The sequence below is a fragment of the Pseudomonas sp. NFPP04 genome, from assembly GCF_900113815.1.
GTDB classification, from domain to species: domain Bacteria; phylum Pseudomonadota; class Gammaproteobacteria; order Pseudomonadales; family Pseudomonadaceae; genus Aquipseudomonas; species Aquipseudomonas extremorientalis.
Genome location: NZ_FOQS01000019.1, coordinates 1 through 20,901, shown reverse-complemented (window position 1 = coordinate 20,901; position 20,901 = coordinate 1). Strand labels below are relative to the sequence as shown.

General features: G+C 55.2%; 17 protein-coding genes, 4 tRNA genes and 1 rRNA gene. All 22 read right to left on the bottom strand.

Annotated features, from left to right (window positions below; all coding sequences use genetic code 11):
• Nucleotides 1-636: a 50S ribosomal protein L3 gene (rplC, locus tag BM017_RS27595; protein WP_003194649.1), complete on the bottom strand. Its 636-nt coding sequence runs from the start codon at nt 634-636 to the stop codon at nt 1-3.
• Between the two features lie 81 nt (nt 637-717).
• Nucleotides 718-1,029 (bottom strand): 30S ribosomal protein S10, encoded by a 312-nt coding sequence (rpsJ, locus tag BM017_RS27590; RefSeq protein ID WP_003186070.1) that lies wholly within the window; start codon nt 1,027-1,029, stop codon nt 718-720.
• A 159-nt stretch (nt 1,030-1,188) separates the two neighbouring features.
• Nucleotides 1,189-2,382 (bottom strand): elongation factor Tu, encoded by a 1,194-nt coding sequence (tuf, locus tag BM017_RS27585; RefSeq protein ID WP_010206920.1) that lies wholly within the window; start codon nt 2,380-2,382, stop codon nt 1,189-1,191.
• A gap of 30 nt (nt 2,383-2,412) precedes the next feature.
• Nucleotides 2,413-4,518: an elongation factor G gene (gene fusA / locus BM017_RS27580; protein ID WP_010206921.1), complete on the bottom strand. Its 2,106-nt coding sequence runs from the start codon at nt 4,516-4,518 to the stop codon at nt 2,413-2,415.
• A 30-nt stretch (nt 4,519-4,548) separates the two neighbouring features.
• Nucleotides 4,549-5,019 (bottom strand): 30S ribosomal protein S7, encoded by a 471-nt coding sequence (gene rpsG, locus BM017_RS27575; RefSeq protein WP_002555493.1) that lies wholly within the window; start codon nt 5,017-5,019, stop codon nt 4,549-4,551.
• 118 nt (nt 5,020-5,137) lie between these two features.
• Nucleotides 5,138-5,509, bottom strand: coding sequence for a 30S ribosomal protein S12 (gene rpsL, locus BM017_RS27570; RefSeq protein WP_002555494.1), 372 nt, complete (start codon nt 5,507-5,509; stop codon nt 5,138-5,140).
• A 217-nt stretch (nt 5,510-5,726) separates the two neighbouring features.
• Nucleotides 5,727-9,926, bottom strand: coding sequence for a DNA-directed RNA polymerase subunit beta' (rpoC, locus tag BM017_RS27565; protein WP_071489832.1), 4,200 nt, complete (start codon nt 9,924-9,926; stop codon nt 5,727-5,729).
• 64 nt (nt 9,927-9,990) lie between these two features.
• Complete coding sequence (gene rpoB, locus BM017_RS27560; RefSeq protein ID WP_010206926.1) at nt 9,991-14,064, bottom strand: DNA-directed RNA polymerase subunit beta; 4,074 nt, start codon at nt 14,062-14,064, stop codon at nt 9,991-9,993.
• Nucleotides 14,065-14,283: 219 nt separating this feature from the next.
• Entirely contained in the window at nt 14,284-14,649 is a 366-nt protein-coding gene (gene rplL, locus BM017_RS27555) for a 50S ribosomal protein L7/L12 (RefSeq protein WP_071489831.1), read from the bottom strand.
• 78 nt (nt 14,650-14,727) lie between these two features.
• Nucleotides 14,728-15,228, bottom strand: coding sequence for a 50S ribosomal protein L10 (gene rplJ / locus BM017_RS27550; protein ID WP_016969477.1), 501 nt, complete (start codon nt 15,226-15,228; stop codon nt 14,728-14,730).
• Nucleotides 15,229-15,428: 200 nt separating this feature from the next.
• On the bottom strand, nt 15,429-16,124 hold the full coding sequence (rplA, locus tag BM017_RS27545) for a 50S ribosomal protein L1 (protein ID WP_003232403.1): 696 nt from the start codon (nt 16,122-16,124) through the stop codon (nt 15,429-15,431).
• On the bottom strand, nt 16,124-16,555 hold the full coding sequence (gene rplK, locus BM017_RS27540; protein ID WP_003176435.1) for a 50S ribosomal protein L11: 432 nt from the start codon (nt 16,553-16,555) through the stop codon (nt 16,124-16,126). Before rplK ends, rplA begins: the two co-directional genes overlap by 1 nt.
• A gap of 117 nt (nt 16,556-16,672) precedes the next feature.
• Nucleotides 16,673-17,206 (bottom strand): transcription termination/antitermination protein NusG, encoded by a 534-nt coding sequence (gene nusG / locus BM017_RS27535; RefSeq protein WP_003176436.1) that lies wholly within the window; start codon nt 17,204-17,206, stop codon nt 16,673-16,675.
• A gap of 9 nt (nt 17,207-17,215) precedes the next feature.
• Nucleotides 17,216-17,584, bottom strand: coding sequence for a preprotein translocase subunit SecE (secE, locus tag BM017_RS27530; RefSeq protein WP_071489830.1), 369 nt, complete (start codon nt 17,582-17,584; stop codon nt 17,216-17,218).
• Between the two features lie 45 nt (nt 17,585-17,629).
• Nucleotides 17,630-17,705: transfer RNA gene (locus BM017_RS27525), tRNA-Trp, on the bottom strand.
• 161 nt (nt 17,706-17,866) lie between these two features.
• A tRNA-Thr gene (locus BM017_RS27520) sits at nt 17,867-17,942 on the bottom strand.
• Nucleotides 17,943-17,967: 25 nt separating this feature from the next.
• A tRNA-Gly gene (locus BM017_RS27515) sits at nt 17,968-18,041 on the bottom strand.
• Nucleotides 18,042-18,065: 24 nt separating this feature from the next.
• Nucleotides 18,066-18,150 (bottom strand) — tRNA-Tyr (locus BM017_RS27510).
• Nucleotides 18,151-18,293: 143 nt separating this feature from the next.
• A complete protein-coding gene (locus tag BM017_RS27505) occupies nt 18,294-18,740 on the bottom strand; it encodes a hypothetical protein (RefSeq protein WP_092250509.1) in 447 nt (148 codons plus the stop codon).
• A gap of 7 nt (nt 18,741-18,747) precedes the next feature.
• Nucleotides 18,748-19,494: a pantothenate kinase gene (locus BM017_RS27500; protein WP_092250506.1), complete on the bottom strand. Its 747-nt coding sequence runs from the start codon at nt 19,492-19,494 to the stop codon at nt 18,748-18,750.
• The gene (birA, locus tag BM017_RS27495; protein WP_092250503.1) at nt 19,484-20,443 is read right to left on the bottom strand and encodes a bifunctional biotin--[acetyl-CoA-carboxylase] ligase/biotin operon repressor BirA; all 960 of its coding nucleotides are present in this window, start codon (nt 20,441-20,443) and stop codon (nt 19,484-19,486) included. The genes BM017_RS27500 and birA overlap by 11 nt, the downstream gene beginning before the upstream one ends.
• A 159-nt stretch (nt 20,444-20,602) precedes the next feature.
• Nucleotides 20,603-20,718: ribosomal RNA gene (rrf, locus tag BM017_RS27490) — 5S ribosomal RNA — on the bottom strand.
• Between the last annotated feature and the right edge of the window lie 183 nt (nt 20,719-20,901).

Genomic DNA, 20,901 nt, shown 5'->3' with positions numbered 1-20,901 from the left:
TTAACCGCGAGCCTTGGCCGCTGGACGTACAACCAGGTTGCCGCCAGTAGCGCCAGGAACAGCACCCTTGACCAACAACAGATTGCGTTCAGCGTCGACGCGCACTACTTCGAGGGACTGCACGGTCACGCGCTCAGCGCCCATATGACCGGACATTTTTTTGCCCTTGAATACACGACCAGGAGTCTGGCACTGGCCAATAGAGCCCGGGACGCGGTGGGAAACGGAGTTACCGTGAGTGTTGTCTTGTCCACGGAAATTCCAACGCTTGATCGTACCCTGGAAGCCTTTACCTTTGGACTGACCGGTTACATCAACCAGTTGACCAGCAGCGAAGATTTCAGCGTTGATCAGATCGCCAGCCTGGTAGTCGCCGTCTTCAAGACGGAACTCCATAACGGTGCGACCAGCTGCAACGTTTGCTTTAGCGAAGTGGCCTGCTTGAGCAGCAGTCACACGCGAAGCACGACGCTCGCCGACAGTGACTTGCACTGCACGATAGCCATCGGTTTCTTCAGTTTTGAACTGGGTGACGCGATTCGGCTCGATCTCAATGACCGTGACCGGAATGGAGACACCTTCTTCGGTGAAAATACGGGTCATACCGCATTTACGACCGACTACACCAATAGTCATGTTGTAAACCTCATGAGTGTACGGGGCTTTCACCCGCTATGGCCGCCCATTTCAGAGCGTTACACGACTAAGACCCGAGTCTTAGCCGAGGCTGATCTGTACTTCCACACCGGCCGCCAGATCGAGCTTCATAAGTGCATCAACGGTTTTATCCGTTGGCTGGACGATGTCCAGTACGCGCTTATGAGTACGGATCTCGTACTGGTCACGCGCGTCTTTGTTGACGTGCGGGGAGACCAGAACGGTGAACCGCTCTTTACGGGTAGGCAGTGGAATTGGACCACGCACTTGAGCACCAGTACGTTTCGCGGTTTCCACGATTTCCTGGGTGGATTGGTCGATCAGGCGATGGTCAAAAGCCTTCAACCTGATACGGATTTGCTGATTTTGCATTGGATTTCAGACTCCGGCTGCTATTCCCACCGGGCGCAATGCGCCCGTTAAAAGGAGGCGCAATTCTATAGACGCCCCCGATGGGTGTCAACCCAATAAAAAAGGCCCCCGCTAAGCGGGGGCCCTCTCAAAAAAACCGAGCTATCTCAGAAGAGATAATTACTCGATGATTTTAGCTACAACGCCAGCACCAACGGTACGGCCGCCTTCACGGATAGCGAAGCGCAGACCGTCTTCCATTGCGATGGTTTTGATCAGGGTAACAGTCATTTGAATGTTATCGCCTGGCATTACCATTTCAACGCCTTCTGGCAGTTCGCAGTTACCGGTCACGTCAGTAGTACGGAAGTAGAACTGTGGACGGTAGCCTTTGAAGAACGGAGTGTGACGACCGCCTTCTTCCTTGCTCAGAACGTAAACTTCTGCGGTGAACTTGGTGTGAGGCTTAACCGAACCTGGTTTAACCAGAACCTGGCCACGCTCAACGTCGTCACGCTTGGTACCACGCAGCAGAACGCCGCAGTTCTCGCCAGCACGACCTTCGTCGAGCAGCTTACGGAACATTTCAACACCGGTGCAGGTGGTGACGGTAGTGTCACGCAGACCAACGATTTCCAGTGGATCTTGAACGCGAACGATACCGCGCTCGATACGACCAGTCACAACAGTACCGCGACCGGAGATCGAGAATACGTCTTCGATTGGCATCAGGAACGGCTTGTCGGTCAGACGAACTGGTTCTGGGATGTAGCTGTCCAGAGTCTCAACCAGTTTACGAACGGCAGTGGTGCCCATTTCGTTGTCGTCTTTGCCTTCCAGAGCCATACGAGCAGAACCGATGATGATCGGAGTGTCGTCACCTGGGAAGTCGTAAGTGCTCAGCAGATCGCGCACTTCCATCTCAACCAGTTCCAGCAGCTCAGCGTCGTCTACCAGGTCAGCCTTGTTCAGGAAAACCACGATGTACGGAACGCCTACCTGACGGGACAGCAGGATGTGTTCACGGGTTTGTGGCATCGGACCATCAGCGGCCGAGCAAACCAGGATCGCGCCGTCCATCTGGGCAGCACCAGTGATCATGTTCTTCACGTAGTCAGCGTGACCTGGGCAGTCAACGTGAGCGTAGTGACGAATAGTCGAGTTGTACTCAACGTGAGCGGTGTTGATGGTGATACCACGAGCTTTTTCTTCTGGTGCGCTGTCGATCTTGTCGAAGTCAACACGAGCCGAACCGAAAACTTCGGAGCAGACGCGAGTCAGAGCAGCGGTCAGAGTGGTTTTACCGTGGTCAACGTGGCCGATGGTGCCAACGTTTACGTGCGGTAGGGAACGATCAAATTTTTCTTTAGCCACGACAATTAACTCCTTGCCTAAAGGACTGAATCAGCCTTGTTTTTTGGATACAGTTTCAGCGATGTGCGCCGGAGCTGTGTTGTATTTTTTGAATTCCATAGAGTAGCTTGCGCGACCCTGGGACATGGAGCGAACGTCGGTCGCGTAACCGAACATCTCACCCAACGGAACCTCGGCGCGAATCACTTTGCCGGAAACCGTGTCTTCCATACCCAAGATCATGCCGCGACGACGGTTAAGGTCGCCCATGACATCACCCATATAGTCTTCAGGTGTAACAACTTCTACCGCCATGATTGGCTCAAGCAACTCACCACCGCCCTTCTGGGCCAGTTGCTTGGTTGCCATGGAAGCAGCCACCTTAAACGCCATCTCGTTGGAGTCGACGTCGTGGTAAGAACCGTCAAAAACGGTTGCTTTCAGGCCGATCAGCGGATAGCCGGCAACAACACCGTTCTTCATCTGCTCTTCGATACCCTTCTGGATAGCAGGGATGTATTCCTTAGGAACCACACCACCTACCACTTCGTTCACGAATTGCAGACCTTCCTGACCTTCGTCAGCAGGAGCAAAACGGATCCAGCAGTGACCGAACTGACCACGACCGCCGGACTGACGAACGAACTTGCCTTCGATTTCACAGTTCTTCGTGATGCGCTCACGATAGGAAACCTGAGGCTTACCGATGTTGGCTTCGACGTTGAACTCACGGCGCATCCGGTCAACCAGGATGTCCAGGTGCAGCTCGCCCATGCCGGAGATGATCGTTTGACCAGTCTCTTCATCAGTCTTGACGCGGAAAGATGGATCTTCCTGAGCAAGCTTGCCCAGAGCGATACCCATTTTTTCCTGGTCATCCTTGGTCTTAGGCTCTACGGCAACCGAAATAACCGGCTCCGGGAAGTCCATGCGAACCAGGATGATTGGCTTGGCAGCGTCGCACAAAGTCTCGCCCGTGGTGACGTCCTTCATGCCGATCAGGGCCGCGATGTCACCAGCGCGTACTTCCTTGATCTCTTCACGGGCGTTTGCGTGCATTTGCACCATACGACCCACGCGCTCTTTCTTGCCTTTAACCGAGTTGATCACGCCGTCGCCGGAGGCCAACACGCCCGAGTAAACGCGGACGAAGGTCAAAGTACCCACGAATGGGTCGGTTGCGATCTTGAACGCCAGAGCCGAGAACGGCTCGCTGTCATCGGCATGACGCTCCATTTCTTCTTCCTCGTTATCAGGGTTGGTACCCTTGATAGCAGGAATGTCGGTTGGAGCCGGCAGGTAGTCGATAACAGCGTCGAGAACCAGGGGAACACCCTTGTTCTTGAAGGAAGAACCACAAACAGCCAAGACGATCTCACCAGCGATAGTACGCTGACGCAGAGCAGCCTTGATTTCCACGTTGGTGAGCTCTTCACCCTCGAGGTACTTGTTCATCAGCTCTTCGCTGGCTTCGGCCGCAGCCTCAACCATGTTGTTGCGCCACTCGTCAGCCAGCTCCTGCAGTTCTGCAGGGATAGGCTTGCGAACAGGCACCATGCCTTTGTCGGAGTCATTCCAGTAAACCGCTTCCATATTGATCAGATCGATCTGACCCTGGAAGTTGTCTTCGGAACCGATAGCCAACTGGATTGGCACCGGGGTGTGACCCAGACGCTGTTTGATCTGACCGATCACGCGAAGGAAGTTGGCGCCAGCACGGTCCATCTTGTTTACGTAAACAAGACGTGGAACGCCGTATTTGTTGGCTTGACGCCATACGGTTTCCGACTGAGGCTCAACACCCGAAGTACCGCAGAACACAACGACAGCACCGTCGAGTACACGCAGGGAACGCTCAACTTCAATGGTGAAGTCTACGTGGCCTGGGGTATCGATTACGTTGAAGCGATGCTCGTCTTTGTACTGCTTCTCGGAACCTTTCCAGAAGGCGGTAATAGCAGCAGAAGTAATGGTAATACCACGCTCCTGCTCCTGAACCATCCAGTCTGTGGTCGCGGCGCCGTCATGCACCTCGCCCATTTTGTGACTTTTGCCGGTGTAAAACAGTACGCGCTCGGTGGTGGTGGTTTTACCAGCATCCACGTGAGCAACGATACCGATGTTACGGTAGCGGCTAATCGGAGTAGTACGAGCCATAAAGCCCTCGCAAAATTAGTGAAGCTAAGATTAGAAGCGGTAGTGCGAGAAAGCTTTGTTAGCTTCAGCCATACGGTGCACGTCTTCACGCTTCTTAACAGCAGCACCTTTACCTTCAGCAGCGTCCAACAGCTCGCCGGCCAAACGCAGAGCCATAGACTTCTCGCCGCGCTTACGGGCGAAGTCTACCAACCAGCGCATTGCCAGAGCGTTACGACGGGACGGACGAACTTCAACCGGAACCTGGTAAGTAGCACCGCCTACACGGCGCGACTTCACTTCGACCAGCGGAGCGATGGCGTCGAGAGCTTTCTCGAAGATTTCCAGGGGGTCGCTGTTCTTGCGTTCTTTAACCTTTTCCAGCGCGCCATAAACGATACGCTCGGCAACGGCTTTCTTGCCGCTCTCCATCACGTGGTTCATGAACTTGGCCAGAATTTGGCTTCCGTATTTTGGATCGTCAAGCACTTCGCGCTTGGCTGCTACGCGTCTTCTTGGCATGGATAAGCCCTCAAACGGTCTTCAGGTTCGCTCGGAATCGGTGCCCTTTCGGGACGCCTCCGACCTTACTCTTATCGACTCAGAAAATAAGATGATTCAGTGTTACAAAAAGCCGCTACTACTTAGGCTTCTTGGTACCGTACTTCGAACGACCCTGGTTACGACCTTTAACGCCGGAAGTATCCAAGGAGCCGCGAACGGTGTGATAACGAACACCTGGCAAGTCTTTTACACGACCGCCGCGGATCAGTACCACGCTGTGCTCTTGCAGGTTGTGACCTTCACCACCGATGTACGAGGAAACCTCGAAACCGTTGGTCAGGCGCACACGGCATACTTTACGCAGTGCCGAGTTAGGTTTTTTCGGCGTGGTGGTATACACGCGAGTGCATACGCCACGACGTTGCGGGCAGTTCTGCAGCGCAGGCACGTCGGATTTCTCGACGATACGCTTACGCGGCTGACGTACCAGCTGGTTGATAGTTGCCATCTACTAGCTCCACTGTTGTCTTGCGACGCTATTGTCTTGCAAGAAAAGCAAAATGGCAGGAACGAATTCCCGCCAAATTTAGGGGTACAAGAGTCTAAAGAGGATCTTGCCCCCAGTCAAGGCAAGGCCCCGACATCCCCTCTCATCGAACCGGGACAAAACTGCCTCGATCCGACGAATGGGGGCTACCAGGGCCCGGACTTATTTATCGCAGAACTCAGTTACCGCTGGAGTTCAGCGCTTCGGTCAGTGCAGCTTCCACTTCACTGGCGCTTACGCGCAACGGCTTGTCAGCATCACGGCGGCGTTTACGCTCGCTGTGGTAAGCCAAACCGGTACCGGCCGGGATCAGACGACCCACAACCACGTTTTCTTTCAGGCCGCGCAGGTAATCGCGCTTGCCGGTTACCGCTGCTTCGGTCAGTACGCGAGTGGTCTCCTGGAAGGAGGCCGCCGAGATGAACGATTCAGTCGACAACGACGCCTTGGTGATACCCAGTAGCACGCGAGTGAACTTGGACACGAATTTGTCTTCGGTCGCCAAGCGCTCGTTTTCCACCAGCACGTGAGTCAGTTCCATCTGGTCGCCCTTGATGAAACTGGAATCGCCGGATTCAGCGATTTCAACTTTACGCAGCATCTGACGCAGGATGGTCTCGATGTGCTTATCGTTGATCTTCACGCCTTGCAGGCGGTAAACGTCCTGGATCTCGTTAACGATGTACTTGGCCAGCGCACTCACACCCAGCAGACGCAGGATGTCGTGTGGATCGCTCGGGCCGTCGGAGATAACTTCGCCGCGGTTTACCTGTTCGCCTTCGAACACGTTCAGGTGACGCCACTTCGGAATCAGCTCTTCATACGGATCACTACCATCGTTCGGAGTAATGACCAGACGGCGCTTGCCCTTGGTCTCTTTACCGAACGCGATGGTGCCGCTGACTTCAGCCAGAATCGACGCTTCTTTCGGACGACGAGCTTCGAACAAGTCGGCAACACGCGGCAGACCACCGGTGATGTCACGGGTTTTCGAAGTTTCTTGCGGGATACGCGCGATAACATCACCGATCGCGATCTTCGCACCATCCGCTACACCGACCAGGGCGTTGGCTGGCAGGAAGTACTGAGCGATTACGTCAGTGCCTGGCAGCAACAAGTCCTTGCCGTTGTCATCGACCATCTTCACGGCAGGACGGATGTCTTTACCGGCAGCTGGACGATCTTTCGCGTCGAGTACTTCAATGTTGGTCATACCGGTCAATTCGTCAGTCTGACGCTTGATCGTGATGCCTTCTTCCATGCCCACGTAGGTCACGGTACCTTTCATTTCGGTAACGATTGGGTGAGTGTGCGGGTCCCACTTGGCCACGATTGCGCCAGCGTCGACCTTGTCACCTTCTTTAACCGAAATCACAGCACCGTACGGCAGCTTGTAACGCTCACGCTCACGACCGTAGTCATCAGCGATTGCCAGCTCACCGGAACGGGACACGGCAACCAGGTGGCCATCCACTCGCTCTACGTGCTTCAGGTTGTGCAGGCGGACAGTACCGCCATTCTTCACCTGAACGCTGTCGGCTGCGGAGGTCCGGCTTGCCGCACCACCGATGTGGAACGTACGCATCGTCAGCTGGGTACCCGGCTCACCGATGGACTGGGCAGCGATAACGCCGACCGCTTCACCGATGTTCACCTGGTGACCACGAGCCAAGTCACGGCCGTAGCACTTGGCGCAGATGCCGTAGCGGGTTTCGCAGCTGATCGGCGAGCGAACGATCACTTCGTCGATGCTGTTGAGTTCGATGAACTCGACCCACTTCTCGTCTACCAGGGTGCCGGCAGGAACGATAACTTCCTCGGTGCCTGGCTTGAACACGTCACGGGCAATAACACGACCCAATACGCGCTCACCCAACGGCTCTACAACGTCACCGCCTTCAATGTGCGGCGTCATCAGCAGGCCGTGCTCGGTACCACAATCGATCTCGGTTACAACCAGATCTTGTGCAACGTCTACCAGACGGCGAGTCAGGTAACCGGAGTTAGCGGTTTTCAACGCGGTATCCGCAAGACCCTTACGAGCACCGTGAGTCGAGATGAAGTACTGAAGTACGCTCAAACCTTCACGGAAGTTCGCAGTAATCGGCGTTTCGATGATGGAACCGTCCGGCTTGGCCATCAGGCCACGCATACCGGCGAGCTGACGGATCTGCGCAGCAGAACCCCGTGCGCCCGAGTCGGCCATCATGTACATCGAGTTGAAGGACTCTTGGTCAACTTCGTCGCCATGACGGTCGATGACTTTCTCTTTCGAGAGGTTGGCCATCATCGCCTTGGAAACTTCATCGTTCGCCTTGGACCAAAGGTCGATTACCTTGTTGTACTTCTCACCCTGGGTTACCAGGCCGGAGGCGTACTGGCTTTCGATTTCTTTCACTTCTTCGGTGGCAGCGCCGATGATGCGGGCTTTTTCATCCGGGATAACAAAGTCGTTAACGCCGATGGAAACGCCGGAAATGGTCGAGTAAGCAAAACCGGTATACATCAACTGGTCAGCGAAGATCACGGTCTCTTTCAAACCAACCACGCGGTAGCACTGGTTGATCAACTTGGAGATCGCCTTTTTCTTCATCGGCAGGTTGACGACGTCGTACGACAGACCTTTTGGCACAACTTGATACAACAGCGCACGGCCGACAGTGGTGTCGACGATACGAGTGTTGGTCACGCTGCCGCCGTCACGGTCGTTGACGGTTTCGTTGATCCGCACTTTGACCTTGGCGTGCAATGCGGCTTCGCCGGCACGGAACACACGGTCAACTTCTTGCAGGTCAGCGAACACACGACCTTCGCCCTTGGCGTTGATCGCTTCACGCGTCATGTAGTACAGACCCAATACAACGTCCTGCGACGGAACGATGATTGGCTCACCGTTGGCTGGCGACAGAATGTTGTTGGTCGACATCATCAATGCACGCGCTTCCAACTGGGCTTCCAGTGTCAGCGGTACGTGCACGGCCATTTGGTCGCCGTCGAAGTCGGCGTTGTACGCAGCACAGACCAACGGGTGCAGCTGGATAGCCTTACCTTCGATCAGTACCGGTTCAAACGCCTGGATACCCAGACGGTGAAGGGTCGGTGCACGGTTGAGGAGAACCGGGTGTTCGCGGATCACCTCAGCGAGAACGTCCCAAACCTCTGGCAGTTCGCGCTCGACCATTTTCTTGGCCGCTTTGATGGTGGTCGCGAGACCGCGCATTTCCAGCTTGCCGAAGATGAATGGCTTGAACAGCTCAAGTGCCATCTTCTTAGGCAGACCGCACTGGTGCAGACGCAGGGTCGGGCCTACGGTAATTACCGAACGACCAGAGTAGTCAACACGCTTACCGAGCAGGTTCTGACGGAAACGACCTTGCTTACCCTTGATCATGTCAGCCAGGGATTTCAGAGGACGCTTGTTGGAACCGGTGATAGCGCGGCCACGGCGACCGTTGTCGAGCAAGGCATCGACAGCTTCTTGCAACATACGCTTTTCGTTGCGCACGATGATGTCCGGAGCGGACAGATCAAGCAGGCGCTTCAAGCGGTTGTTACGGTTGATCACGCGACGGTACAGGTCGTTGAGGTCGGAAGTCGCGAAACGACCACCATCCAACGGTACCAGTGGACGCAGGTCAGGCGGCAGAACCGGCAGAACGGTCAGCACCATCCACTCTGGCAAGTTGCCGGAACCCTGAAAGGCTTCCATCAACTTCAGACGCTTGGACAGCTTCTTGATCTTGGTTTCGGAGTTGGTTTGCGGAATTTCTTCACGCAGACGGCCAATCTCGTGCTCCAGGTCGATAGCGTGCAGCAGTTCGCGGACAGCTTCGGCACCCATGCGAGCATCGAAATCGTCACCGAATTCTTCCAGCGCTTCGAAGTACTGCTCGTCGTTCAGCAGCTGACCTTTTTCAAGGGTGGTCATGCCTGGATCGATAACGACATAGCTCTCGAAGTAGAGAACGCGCTCGATATCACGCAGGGTCATGTCCATCAGCAAGCCGATACGGGACGGCAGCGATTTCAGGAACCAGATGTGGGCAACCGGCGAAGCCAGTTCGATGTGCGCCATGCGCTCACGACGAACCTTGGCCAGTGCAACTTCAACGCCGCACTTCTCGCAGATCACACCACGGTGCTTCAAGCGCTTGTACTTACCGCACAGGCACTCGTAATCCTTTACCGGGCCAAAGATCTTGGCGCAGAACAGGCCGTCACGCTCAGGTTTGAACGTACGGTAGTTGATGGTTTCCGGCTTTTTAACTTCACCGAACGACCACGAACGGATCATCTCAGGCGATGCCAACCCAATACGGATGGCGTCGAACTCTTCGACTTGACCCTGGTTTTTCAGCAAATTCAGTAGGTCTTTCAAGGCCTTTCCTCCTGGCGGAGCAGAGAGCGGGCATCACTGCCCCGCTCTCGATTCGCGTCACGTGTTATTCGGTTTCCAGATCGATATCGATGCCGAGGGAACGAATTTCTTTGATCAACACGTTGAAGGACTCGGGCATGCCCGGCTCCATACGGTGATCGCCGTCCACGATGTTTTTGTACATCTTGGTCCGACCGTTCACATCGTCCGACTTCACTGTGAGCATTTCTTGCAGAGTGTAAGCAGCACCGTATGCTTCCAGTGCCCAGACCTCCATCTCCCCGAAACGCTGACCACCGAACTGAGCCTTACCACCCAGCGGCTGCTGGGTAACCAGGCTGTACGAACCGGTAGAACGAGCGTGCATCTTGTCGTCTACCAAGTGGTTCAGCTTCAGCATGTACATGTAGCCAACAGTAACCGGACGCTCGAACTTGTTGCCGGTACGGCCGTCGAACAGCTGCATCTGGCCGCTTTCTGGCAGATCCGCCAGTTTGAGCATGGCCTTGATTTCGCTTTCCTTGGCACCGTCGAACACCGGGGTAGCCATTGGAACACCGCCGCGCAGGTTCTTCGCCAGATCCAGGATTTCCTGGTCAGAGAAGGTGTCCAGCTCTTCGTTGCGACCGCCGATCTCGTTGTAGATCTCGTGCAGGAACTTACGCAGGTCGGCGACCTTGCGCTGCTCCTCGATCATACGGTTGATCTTCTCGCCCAGCCCTTTGGCCGCGAGGCCCAGGTGGGTTTCAAGGATCTGACCAACGTTCATACGCGAAGGTACGCCCAACGGGTTGAGGACGACGTCGACCGGGGTGCCATTGGCATCGTGCGGCATGTCTTCAACCGGCATGATCACGGAGACCACACCTTTGTTACCGTGACGACCGGCCATCTTGTCGCCCGGCTGGATGCGGCGACGGATTGCCAGGTAAACCTTGACGATCTTCAGCACGCCTGGAGCCAGGTCATCGCCCTGCTGCAGTTTGCGCTTCTTGTCTTCGAACTTGTCGTCCAGCAGACGGCGGCGATCAACGATGTAGGCCTGGGCCTTCTCGAGCTGCTCGTTCAGAGCATCTTCAGCCATACGCAGTTTGAACCACTGGCCGTGCTCAAGACCGTCGAGGATTTCGTCGGTGATGTCCTGCCCCTTCTTCAGACCTGCGCCGCCTTCAGCCTTATGGCCTACCAGGGCGGAACGCAGACGTTCGAAAGTCGCGCCTTCAACGATACGGAACTCTTCGTTCAGATCCTTGCGGATCTCGTCGAGCTGGGTCTTCTCGATGGACAGTGCACGAGCATCACGCTCGACGCCGTCACGGGTGAAGACCTGTACGTCGATGACAGTACCTTTGGTACCGGTAGGTACGCGCAGGGAGGTGTCTTTAACGTCGCTGGCTTTTTCACCGAAGATGGCACGCAGCAGCTTCTCTTCCGGAGTCAGCTGGGTCTCGCCTTTCGGAGTGACCTTACCGACCAGGATGTCACCTGCGCCTACTTCAGCACCTACGTAGACGATACCGGCTTCGTCCAGCTTGTTCAGTGCAGCTTCACCCACGTTCGGGATGTCTGCAGTGATTTCCTCTGGGCCAAGCTTGGTGTCACGGGCCACACAGGTCAGTTCCTGAATGTGGATCGTGGTGAAACGGTCTTCTTGAACAACACGCTCGGACAGGCAGATGGAGTCTTCGAAGTTGAAGCCGTTCCATGCCATGAACGCGATGCGCATGTTCTGACCAAGCGCCAGTTCACCCATGTCGGTGGACGGGCCGTCGGCCATGATGTCGCTACGCTGAACGCGATCACCCTTGCTCACCAGCGGACGCTGGTTGATGCAGGTGTTCTGGTTCGAGCGGGTGTATTTGGTCAGGTTGTAGATGTCGACACCGGCTTCGCCAGTTTCAACTTCGTCATCGGCAACACGAACCACGATACGGCTGGCATCAACGGAGTCGATTACGCCGCCACGGCGAGCCACGACGCAAACGCCGGAGTCACGGGCTACGTTACGCTCCATGCCGGTACCTACCAGCGGCTTGTCAGCGCGCAGGGTCGGTACAGCTTGACGCTGCATGTTGGAACCCATCAACGCACGGTTGGCGTCATCGTGCTCCAGGAACGGGATCAGCGACGCTGCTACCGAAACTACCTGCTTCGGCGAAACGTCCATCAAGGTGACGTCTTCCGGCGCCTTGACGGTGAACTCGTTCAAGTGACGAACAGCTACCAGCTCGTCGACCAGGACTTTCTTGTCATTCATCGTGGCCGAAGCCTGGGCGATCACGTGATCAGCTTCTTCGATGGCGGACAGGAAAACGATCTCGTCGGTGACCAAAGCGTCTTTCACCACACGGTACGGGCTCTCGAGGAAGCCGTATTGGTTGGTGCGCGCATAAGCGGCCAGGGAGTTGATCAGACCGATGTTCGGACCTTCCGGCGTTTCGATCGGGCAAACACGGCCGTAGTGCGTCGGGTGTACGTCCCGCACTTCAAAGCCGGCACGCTCACGGGTCAGACCGCCCGGGCCCAGTGCGGAGACACGGCGCTTGTGGGTGATCTCGGAGAGCGGGTTGTTCTGGTCCATGAACTGGGACAGCTGGCTGGAACCGAAGAACTCTTTCACCGCCGCAGCTACTGGCTTGGCGTTGATCAGGTCTTGCGGCATCAGGCCTTCGCTTTCAGCCATCGACAGACGCTCTTTGACCGCACGTTCAACACGTACCAGGCCAACGCGGAACTGGTTCTCGGCCATTTCGCCTACACAGCGAACACGACGGTTACCCAGGTGGTCGATGTCATCGACGATGCCTTTGCCGTTACGGATGTCGACCAGGGTCTTCAGTACCGCGACGATGTCTTCCTTGCACAGCACGCCCGAACCTTCGATCTCGGTACGACCGATACGACGGTTGAACTTCATCCGGCCGACCGCAGACAGGTCATAGCGCTCAGGGCTGAAGAACAGGTTGTTGAACAGGGTCTCGGCAGCGTCTTTGGTTGGTGGCTCGCCCGGACGCATCATGCGATAGATCTCGACCAGCGCTTCCAATTGGTTGCTGGTGGAGTCGATCTTCAGCGTGTCGGAGATGAACGGACCGCAGTCGATGTCGTTGGTGTACAGGGTCTCGATGCGAACTACCTGAGCCTTGGCGATTTTGGCCAGGATCTCGGTGTTCAGCTCGGTGTTGCACTCAGCCAGGATTTCGCCTGTAGCCGGGTGAACGATGACCTTGGCGGTAGTACGACCCAGGACGTAGTCCAGAGGCACTTCCAGCTCTTTGATACCGGCTTTTTCGATCTGGTTGATGTGGCGCGCAGTGATACGGCGGCCAGCTTCAACAATGACCTTGCCTTTTTCATCCTGGATGTCCAGGACGGCAATTTCACCACGCAGACGCGAAGCGATCAGCTCCAGCTTGAGGGTTTCATCCTTCAGGCTGAACACGTTGGTGGTATAGAAAGCGTCCAGCACTTGCTCAGTGGTGTAGCCGAGCGCGCGCAGCAGTACCGAGGCCGGCAGCTTGCGACGACGGTCGATACGCACGAACACGCAGTCTTTCGGGTCGAACTCGAAGTCCAACCACGAACCACGGTACGGAATGATCCGCGCGGAGTACAGGAGCTTGCCGGAGCTGTGCGTCTTGCCGCGGTCGTGGTCGAAGAACACGCCCGGAGAACGGTGCAGCTGGGAAACGATAACGCGCTCGGTACCATTGATTACGAAGGTACCGTTCTCAGTCATCAATGGGATTTCGCCCATGTAGACTTCTTGCTCTTTGATGTCCTTGATCGCTTTGTTCGACGATTCTTTGTCGAAAATGATCAGACGGACTTTTACCCGCAAAGGTACGGCGTACGTAACACCGCGCAACACGCATTCTTTGACATCAAATGCCGGTTCGCCCAGGCGATAACCGACGTACTCCAGCGCAGCATTGCCGGAGTAGCTGATGATCGGGAAAACGGATTTGAAGGCCGCATGCAGGCCCACGTCGCGGAACTGATCTTTGGTCGCTCCCGCCTGCAAGAATTCACGATACGAATCCAGCTGGATAGCCAGAAGGTACGGGACATCCATGACGTCCGGCAACTTGCTAAAGTCCTTGCGGATACGTTTTTTCTCAGTATATGAGTAAGCCATCAGCGTTCCCCAGCTTGGTCACCTGCTTGTTTGGCCCCTCCGACGGGAGCAGCCAGAAAATCTTGCAAACCCCATGGTTTGCACCACCGCATCGGGTGGTTACAGCGCGTTAGTGGCGGCGACCGAGTCGACAGCCAAGAACGGAAAAAGGCCGGTGGCAAGAGCCACCAGCCATCAGCCTTCAGCTTAACGCTTGGGCTGGAGACGCAAGGTCGATGCTTACTTCAGCTCGACTTTAGCGCCTGCTTCTTCCAGCACTGCTTTAGCTTTGTCAGCGGCGTCTTTCGACACTGCTTCCAGAACCTGGGCAGGAGCGCCGTCAACTACAGCCTTGGCTTCTTTCAGGCCCAGACCGGTCAGTTCACGTACTGCCTTGATCACGTTTACTTTCTTCTCGCCAGCTTCTACCAGCATGACGTTGAATTCGGTTTGCTCTTCAGCAGCAACAGCAGCAACAGCTGGGCCAGCGGAAGCAGCGGCAGCGGAAACGCCGAATTTTTCTTCGAAAGCTTTGATCAGCTCAACAACCTGCAGAACCGACATTTCAGCTACGGCGTTGAGGATATCGTCTTGGGAGATAGACATTGCTGTATTTCCTGAATTGGGGGACGGCCTACTCGGCCATCGAAATAAACAAAAATACGCGAGAGAAGTCGCTCAGCCTTAGGCTGCGGCAGCTTCTTTTTGCTCGCGAACTGCGGCCAGAGTACGAGCCAGCTTGCTGGTAGCGCCTTGAATCACGCTCATCAGCTGCGAAATGGCTTCGTCGCGGGTCGGCAGTGTTGCCAGTACGTCGATTTGGTTAGCTGCGAGGAACTTGCCCTCGAACGCAGCTGCCTTGATCTCGAACTTATCCTGACTCTTGGCGAATTCCTTGAACAAACGGGCAGCAGCGCCTGGATGTTCCTTGGAGAACGCGATCAGAGTCGGGCCGGTGAACACGTCGTTGAGGACACTGTATTCAGTGTCAGCAACAGCGCGCTTGAGCAGGGTGTTACGTACAACACGTACGTATACGCCAGCTTCACGAGCCTCTTTACGGAGTCCGGTCATAGCGCCTACTGTCACACCACGGGCATCAGCCACGACAGCGGACAGAGCAGCTTTGGCAGCCTCGTTGACTTCAGCGACGATGGCCTTCTTGTCTTCGAGATTAATTGCCACGGGTTTAACTCCTGCTTGTTACCGTTTCATCTGGCCGGAGCCGGATGTCGTTTTGGTGTCTGATTCGGTAAGGAACCGGGAGCACCATCTGCGTAGGCTTGTGGTTTAAGACTTGCGTCGCCTACGGTCTTGGATAGCCCCCGCCAGGCAGGGACCCCAATTTTTTTCAATTGGCGCGATCGCTCGCACCAATCTGTGTCTTATACGTCCAGTGAGCCTTGGTCGATGACCAGACCTGGGCCCATAGTAGTGCTCAGGGTAACGCGCTTGACGTAGATACCTTTCGAAGAAGCTGGCTTGATACGCTTCAGATCAGCGATCAGGGCTTCAACGTTTTCCTTCAGCTTGACGGCATCGAAGCCGACTTTGCCAACGGAGGTGTGAATGATGCCGTTTTTGTCGGTGCGATAACGAACCTGACCAGCCTTGGCGTTTTTAACCGCGGTGGCTACGTCTGGCGTTACGGTACCGACTTTCGGGTTAGGCATCAGACCACGTGGACCCAGGATCTGACCCAACTGACCTACAACGCGCATTGCATCCGGGGATGCAATAACTACGTCGTAGTTCAGGTCGCCGCCTTTCATTTCGGCAGCCAGGTCGTCCATGCCAACGCGGTCAGCGCCAGCGGCCAGAGCAGCTTCAGCTGCTGGGCCTTGGGTGAAGACAGCTACACGTACAGTCTTGCCAGTACCGTGTGGCAGCACAGTAGCGCTACGAACGACCTGGTCGGATTTACGTGGGTCAACACCCAGGTTTACAGCAACGTCAACAGACTCGCTGAACTTGACAGTCGACAGCTCGGTCAGCAGGGCAGCGGCGTCTACAAAATTGTAGGCCTTGCCTGCTTCGATTTTGCCGGCGATAGCCTTTTGGCGCTTGGTCAGCTTAGCCATTACACACCCTCCACGTTAAGGCCCATGCTACGAGCAGAACCGGCGATGGTACGCACGGCTGCATCCATATCAGCTGCAGTCAGATCCGCGTTTTTGGTTTTCGCGATTTCTTCCAGCTGAGCACGAGTTACGGTGCCAACCTTAACGGTGTTAGGACGAGCGGAACCGCTAGTCAGACCAGCAGCTTTCTTCAACAGAACCGAAGCCGGAGTCGACTTGGTTTCGAAAGTGAAGCTACGGTCGCTGTATACAGTGATGATCACTGGAGTCGGCAGACCTGGCTCAAGACCCTGAGTACGGGCGTTGAAGGCCTTGCAGAATTCCATGATGTTCACGCCGTGCTGACCCAGAGCTGGACCGACGGGTGGGCTAGGGTTGGCCTGAGCGGCCTTCACTTGCAGCTTGATGTAAGCGGTAATCTTCTTGGCCATGAGGCACTCCAATTACGGGTTCAAACGCCTCGAAAGGCTCCCCGGTTACTTGCGCGTTTATCCCAGTGACGACAAAACCCCACAGCCTAAGGCTGCGGGGTTGGGATGCTTGCTCAGCTAGACCTTCTCGACCTGGCTGAACTCCAGCTCTACCGGAGTAGAGCGACCGAAAATGAGCACTGCCACTTGGATCCGGCTCTTTTCGTAGTTAACTTCTTCGACAGTACCGTTGAAATCAGCAAACGGACCATCTGTGACACGAACAACCTCACCCGGCTCGAAAAGCGTCTTCGGCTTAGGCTTGTCGCTACCATCAGCAACGCGGCGCAGAATCGCTTCTGCCTCTTTGTCGGTGATAGGAGCAGGCTTATCAGCGGTACCGCCAATGAAACCCATGACACGAGGAGTGTCCTTGACCAAGTGCCAAGTACCTTCATTCATGTCCATCTGAACCAGCACATAGCCAGGGAAGAACTTGCGTTCGCTTTTGCGCTTCTGACCATTCCGCATTTCAACCACTTCTTCAGTGGGAACCAGAATTTCGCCGAAGCCATCTTCCATGCCTGCCAGCTTTACGCGCTCCAGCAAAGAGCGCATAACATGCTTCTCGTAACCCGAGTAAGCATGAACAACGTACCAACGCTTAGCCACGGGACACCCTTAGCCAACAATCAAGGAAACAAGCCAGCCGAGCAGGGAATCAAGACCCCACAACAGCAACGCCATAACCAGAACAACAGCCACAACGATCAACGTGGTCTGCGTGGTTTCTTGGCGAGTCGGCCAAACGACTTTACGAATTTCGGTGCGAGCTTCCTTTACCAGGATCGCGAAAGATTTGCCTTTGGCGGTCTGTAGGCCCACAAAGGCAGCCACAGCAGCTAGGGCAAGCAATGCGAGCACGCGGTACAGGATCGGCGAAGCAGAGTAGTACTGATTGCCAACAACGCCTACGACCACCAAGGCGACTACAGCGAGCCACTTGACCAGATCGAAACGAGAGCTTTGAGCTTCAGCCTTAGGAGTCATCTATGAAGATCCTGTGAAAAGAAAGCCAGACACACCACGTGAATCTGGCAGGTCAGGAGGGAATCGAACCCCCAACCTACGGTTTTGGAGACCGTCGCTCTGCCAATTGAGCTACTGACCTAAAACAAAATCAGGCCGACCATTATGCAGGCCCGAAAAAGACTTTACAACAACCAACCCCACTAGACCTGAAATCACCTGGCAATAACGCCAGACTCAACACCCTCAAGCCGAGGCGGCTGTTAAAACAAAGGCAGATATTTTCATATCTGCCTTGTTATATGGAGCTCTTGAGCGGATTTGAACCGCTGACCTCACCCTTACCAAGGGTGTGCTCTACCAACTGAGCTACAAGAGCAAAACACCTGCACAACCTGCAAACTTGGAGCGGGTAGCGGGAATCGAACCCGCATCATCAGCTTGGAAGGCTGAGGTTCTACCACTAAACTATACCCGCGGAGCTTGCAGCTCACGCTAAAAATGGTGGAGGGGGAAGGATTCGAACCTTCGAAGTCGTAGACGTCAGATTTACAGTCTGATCCCTTTGGCCGCTCGGGAACCCCTCCTAAGCGAGCCGGCATTTTACATTACGCCGACCTTCTGTCAAGCATTTTCTCATTTAAAAATATGAGGTTAGCTGCATTGACCTTCGCTTCACACTGTAGGCCTAGAAGGTCTTCACTGCGAAGCGGGCGCCATTCTATGCAAACTATTCGAGAGTTGCAACGCCTTCGCACAACATTATTTTATGTTTTAACTCATTGAATTCCTTAGCAAGGTTTTCAAAGGGCAGATCGTCAGCCAGGCGTCGGCTTTCAGGGGCTACTCGAAGCCAATAGCCGGAGGCGTCTGTAGTATTGAGCAATAGAAGCTTGACCTTTATATCCAGACTTGTGAGCCGCTGCTCAACAGACTGTGCTTGACGCTGATCCGCAAAACCACCGATGTACAAGCAAGTATTTTGCGCTTCAGATGCTTTTACGCGGTCTCTGCGCACCACGGCATCAGAAGATTCGCTGAGAAGCCGAATATCCTGCTGCGCTCCCCTGTACAGGCTTAGAGGCGTGACATCCTTGGCGCGCAGCGGCGCTTCTTGCTGATGCCAAATGTAATAGAAGGCGTTGAGGACAAGTAAAAGCAAAAACAACCAACGCATAACCACCTCAGGACAAAGGACAAGCCATCGCCAAACCGACAAACACCAGATCGGGCACGAGCCGCGCCTGCGGCACTGCATCAGCCACTAAATCAGCGTCCCCCCCAGTCAGGAACACGATGAAGTCATCACCCCAGTAGCTTCGCGCCAACTCTAACTGAGTGAGTACAAACCCTCTCAGCATCAGTGTGCAGCCGCGCTCCACTGCCTCGACGGTCGTACGGCCAGGGGAGAGGCGCTCAAGCGCCCTTTCAGCAGCTGCGTCGTCGTAGCGTATTTTACGCGTGTGAGTGCGCAGTTGGTTGCGCATGAGAGGCATACCCGGGCAAATGAAACCGCCCAAGTGCTCGCCATCGGCCGCAATGAAATCCGCTGTGGCTGCCGTACCAAAATCAAGCACCAGGCAAGCGCCTCGCGCGAGCTTGAATCCACCTAGCATCGCCAACCAGCGGTCAAGGCCGAGACGCTCGAAATCTTCGTAACCGTTGCGCACTCCGCCCATTTCACGCGCGGGAGCAGCGCACGAAACAGTAATACCGAACGCCTCATGCAGAGCCGCGACCAACTTGCTTGTTTCTTCCAGCGCACGAACGCTCACCAAGCGACAGCGCGTCAGCAACAATCCAGGAAGGGCCAACAGGCTTTCAATCAAAGCCAGGTCCGAACCAACCACCCCCTCCGACGAGGCACTGGGGCTATCAGCAAGTACACGCCATTTGATAAAGCTATTCCCACAGTCGAGCTCAAGAATCATCACGCAACCTCAGGCTTAACTCACCACCACTGTATACTTTCTCAACGCCATCAACACTCAAGCGCAATGCCCCTTGGCGATCTACACCCAGCACAACCCCATCGACCTGGTGGACACCCGCGATAAGGGAGACCGGCCGGCCCTGCCAAGCGTGATTTTGCTCCCACTCTCCCTGAAGCGCGACAAAACCGCCTTCCCGATGCCGCTCAAGGTAGCCTTGCAGCTGCCGCCCCAGTTGCGACACCAGAAGGTTGCGATCCACCTGAACCCCCGTCTCAAGCTGCACCGAGGTCCATTGTTGATCGACCTCGTCAGCCCTCTGCATATTCACGTTGATACCTATTCCCAGGACCACGTGGCAGATATCCGCGGGATCACCTACCAATTCCAGCAAAATTCCAGCAATTTTCTTCTGCCCTACCAAAACATCGTTTGGCCACTTCAAGGCCAGGCCCTGAACACCAGACTCGCGCAAGGCCTGCACGACCGCCAAACCCACAACCAGGCTTAGTCCCTCCAGTTGGCGCAGACCCGCCTCAATACGCAATACGAGGCTGTAATAAACGTTTTGCGCGAACGGACTGACCCACTTTCGCCCTCTCCTACCTCTTCCCGCAGTTTGCTGCTCCGCGAGCACCAGGAACGGCGCCGCGCATCCAGCGTCTACCAGCCGCAAAGCTTCAGCATTAGTGGAGTCAATGGAGTCGGAGATATGAACGGGCCATCTCAGCGATGGCGCACTCCGCGAAATCTCTTCAGCACTCAAGAACACCAATGGGGATGCCAGCTGATACCCCTTGCCTCGCACCTTATGAATTGGCACATTCAACTCTGCTTCCAGGTGCTGCAGCTGCTTCCATACAGCACTGCGACTGACGCCGAGGGCGGCACCCAGTGCTTCTCCGGAATGGAATCGGCCATCTTTCAGAAGTTTCAACAACGTCAGCATGCAAGCATCGCCTTACAATGAGGCACGCATGATAGCCATGCGCAGGGTCATTGCATAGAAAGGCTGGACTTTAGCGCTGGAGGCCACACTCAGCGCACTTTCCGACCGCCCAAAACAAAACCCCTGACTGCGTTAGCAATCAGGGGTTCTGGAATTTAATCTTGACGATGACCTACTCTCACATGGGGAAACCCCACACTACCATCGGCGATGCATCGTTTCACTACTGAGTTCGGGATGGGATCAGGTGGTTCCAATGCTCTATGGTCGTCAAGAAATTCGGGTACTGAGTCGCGGCCTGGGCCTCGCTTCAGCAAATTGGGTATGTGACAGCTTTCGGTGTTTTGTGAACGTCGAACTTTCGGTTCATTTTCGTCTTCACACACCGCAATCTGATGCTCGTTAGAGTAGTCAAATTGCTTGGGTGTTATATGGTCAAGCCTCACGGGCAATTAGTA

What these genes read in the sequence shown, in the direction of transcription:
- BM017_RS27505 (WP_092250509.1), bottom strand. Translation starts at nt 18,740, where the DNA reads ATGCGTTGGTTGTTTTTGCTTTTACTTGTCCTCAACGCCTTCTATTAC.
- rpsL (WP_002555494.1), bottom strand. Translation starts at nt 5,509, where the DNA reads ATGGCAACTATCAACCAGCTGGTACGTCAGCCGCGTAAGCGTATCGTC.
- fusA (WP_010206921.1), bottom strand. Translation starts at nt 4,518, where the DNA reads ATGGCTCGTACTACTCCGATTAGCCGCTACCGTAACATCGGTATCGTT.
- rplC (WP_003194649.1), bottom strand. Translation starts at nt 636, where the DNA reads ATGACTATTGGTGTAGTCGGTCGTAAATGCGGTATGACCCGTATTTTC.
- secE (WP_071489830.1), bottom strand. Translation starts at nt 17,584, where the DNA reads ATGACTCCTAAGGCTGAAGCTCAAAGCTCTCGTTTCGATCTGGTCAAG.
- rplA (WP_003232403.1), bottom strand. Translation starts at nt 16,124, where the DNA reads ATGGCTAAGCTGACCAAGCGCCAAAAGGCTATCGCCGGCAAAATCGAA.
- birA (WP_092250503.1), bottom strand. Translation starts at nt 20,443, where the DNA reads ATGCTGACGTTGTTGAAACTTCTGAAAGATGGCCGATTCCATTCCGGA.
- BM017_RS27500 (WP_092250506.1), bottom strand. Translation starts at nt 19,494, where the DNA reads ATGATTCTTGAGCTCGACTGTGGGAATAGCTTTATCAAATGGCGTGTA.
- rpoB (WP_010206926.1), bottom strand. Translation starts at nt 14,064, where the DNA reads ATGGCTTACTCATATACTGAGAAAAAACGTATCCGCAAGGACTTTAGC.
- rpsJ (WP_003186070.1), bottom strand. Translation starts at nt 1,029, where the DNA reads ATGCAAAATCAGCAAATCCGTATCAGGTTGAAGGCTTTTGACCATCGC.
- rpsG (WP_002555493.1), bottom strand. Translation starts at nt 5,019, where the DNA reads ATGCCAAGAAGACGCGTAGCAGCCAAGCGCGAAGTGCTTGACGATCCA.
- rplK (WP_003176435.1), bottom strand. Translation starts at nt 16,555, where the DNA reads ATGGCCAAGAAGATTACCGCTTACATCAAGCTGCAAGTGAAGGCCGCT.
- rplL (WP_071489831.1), bottom strand. Translation starts at nt 14,649, where the DNA reads ATGTCTATCTCCCAAGACGATATCCTCAACGCCGTAGCTGAAATGTCG.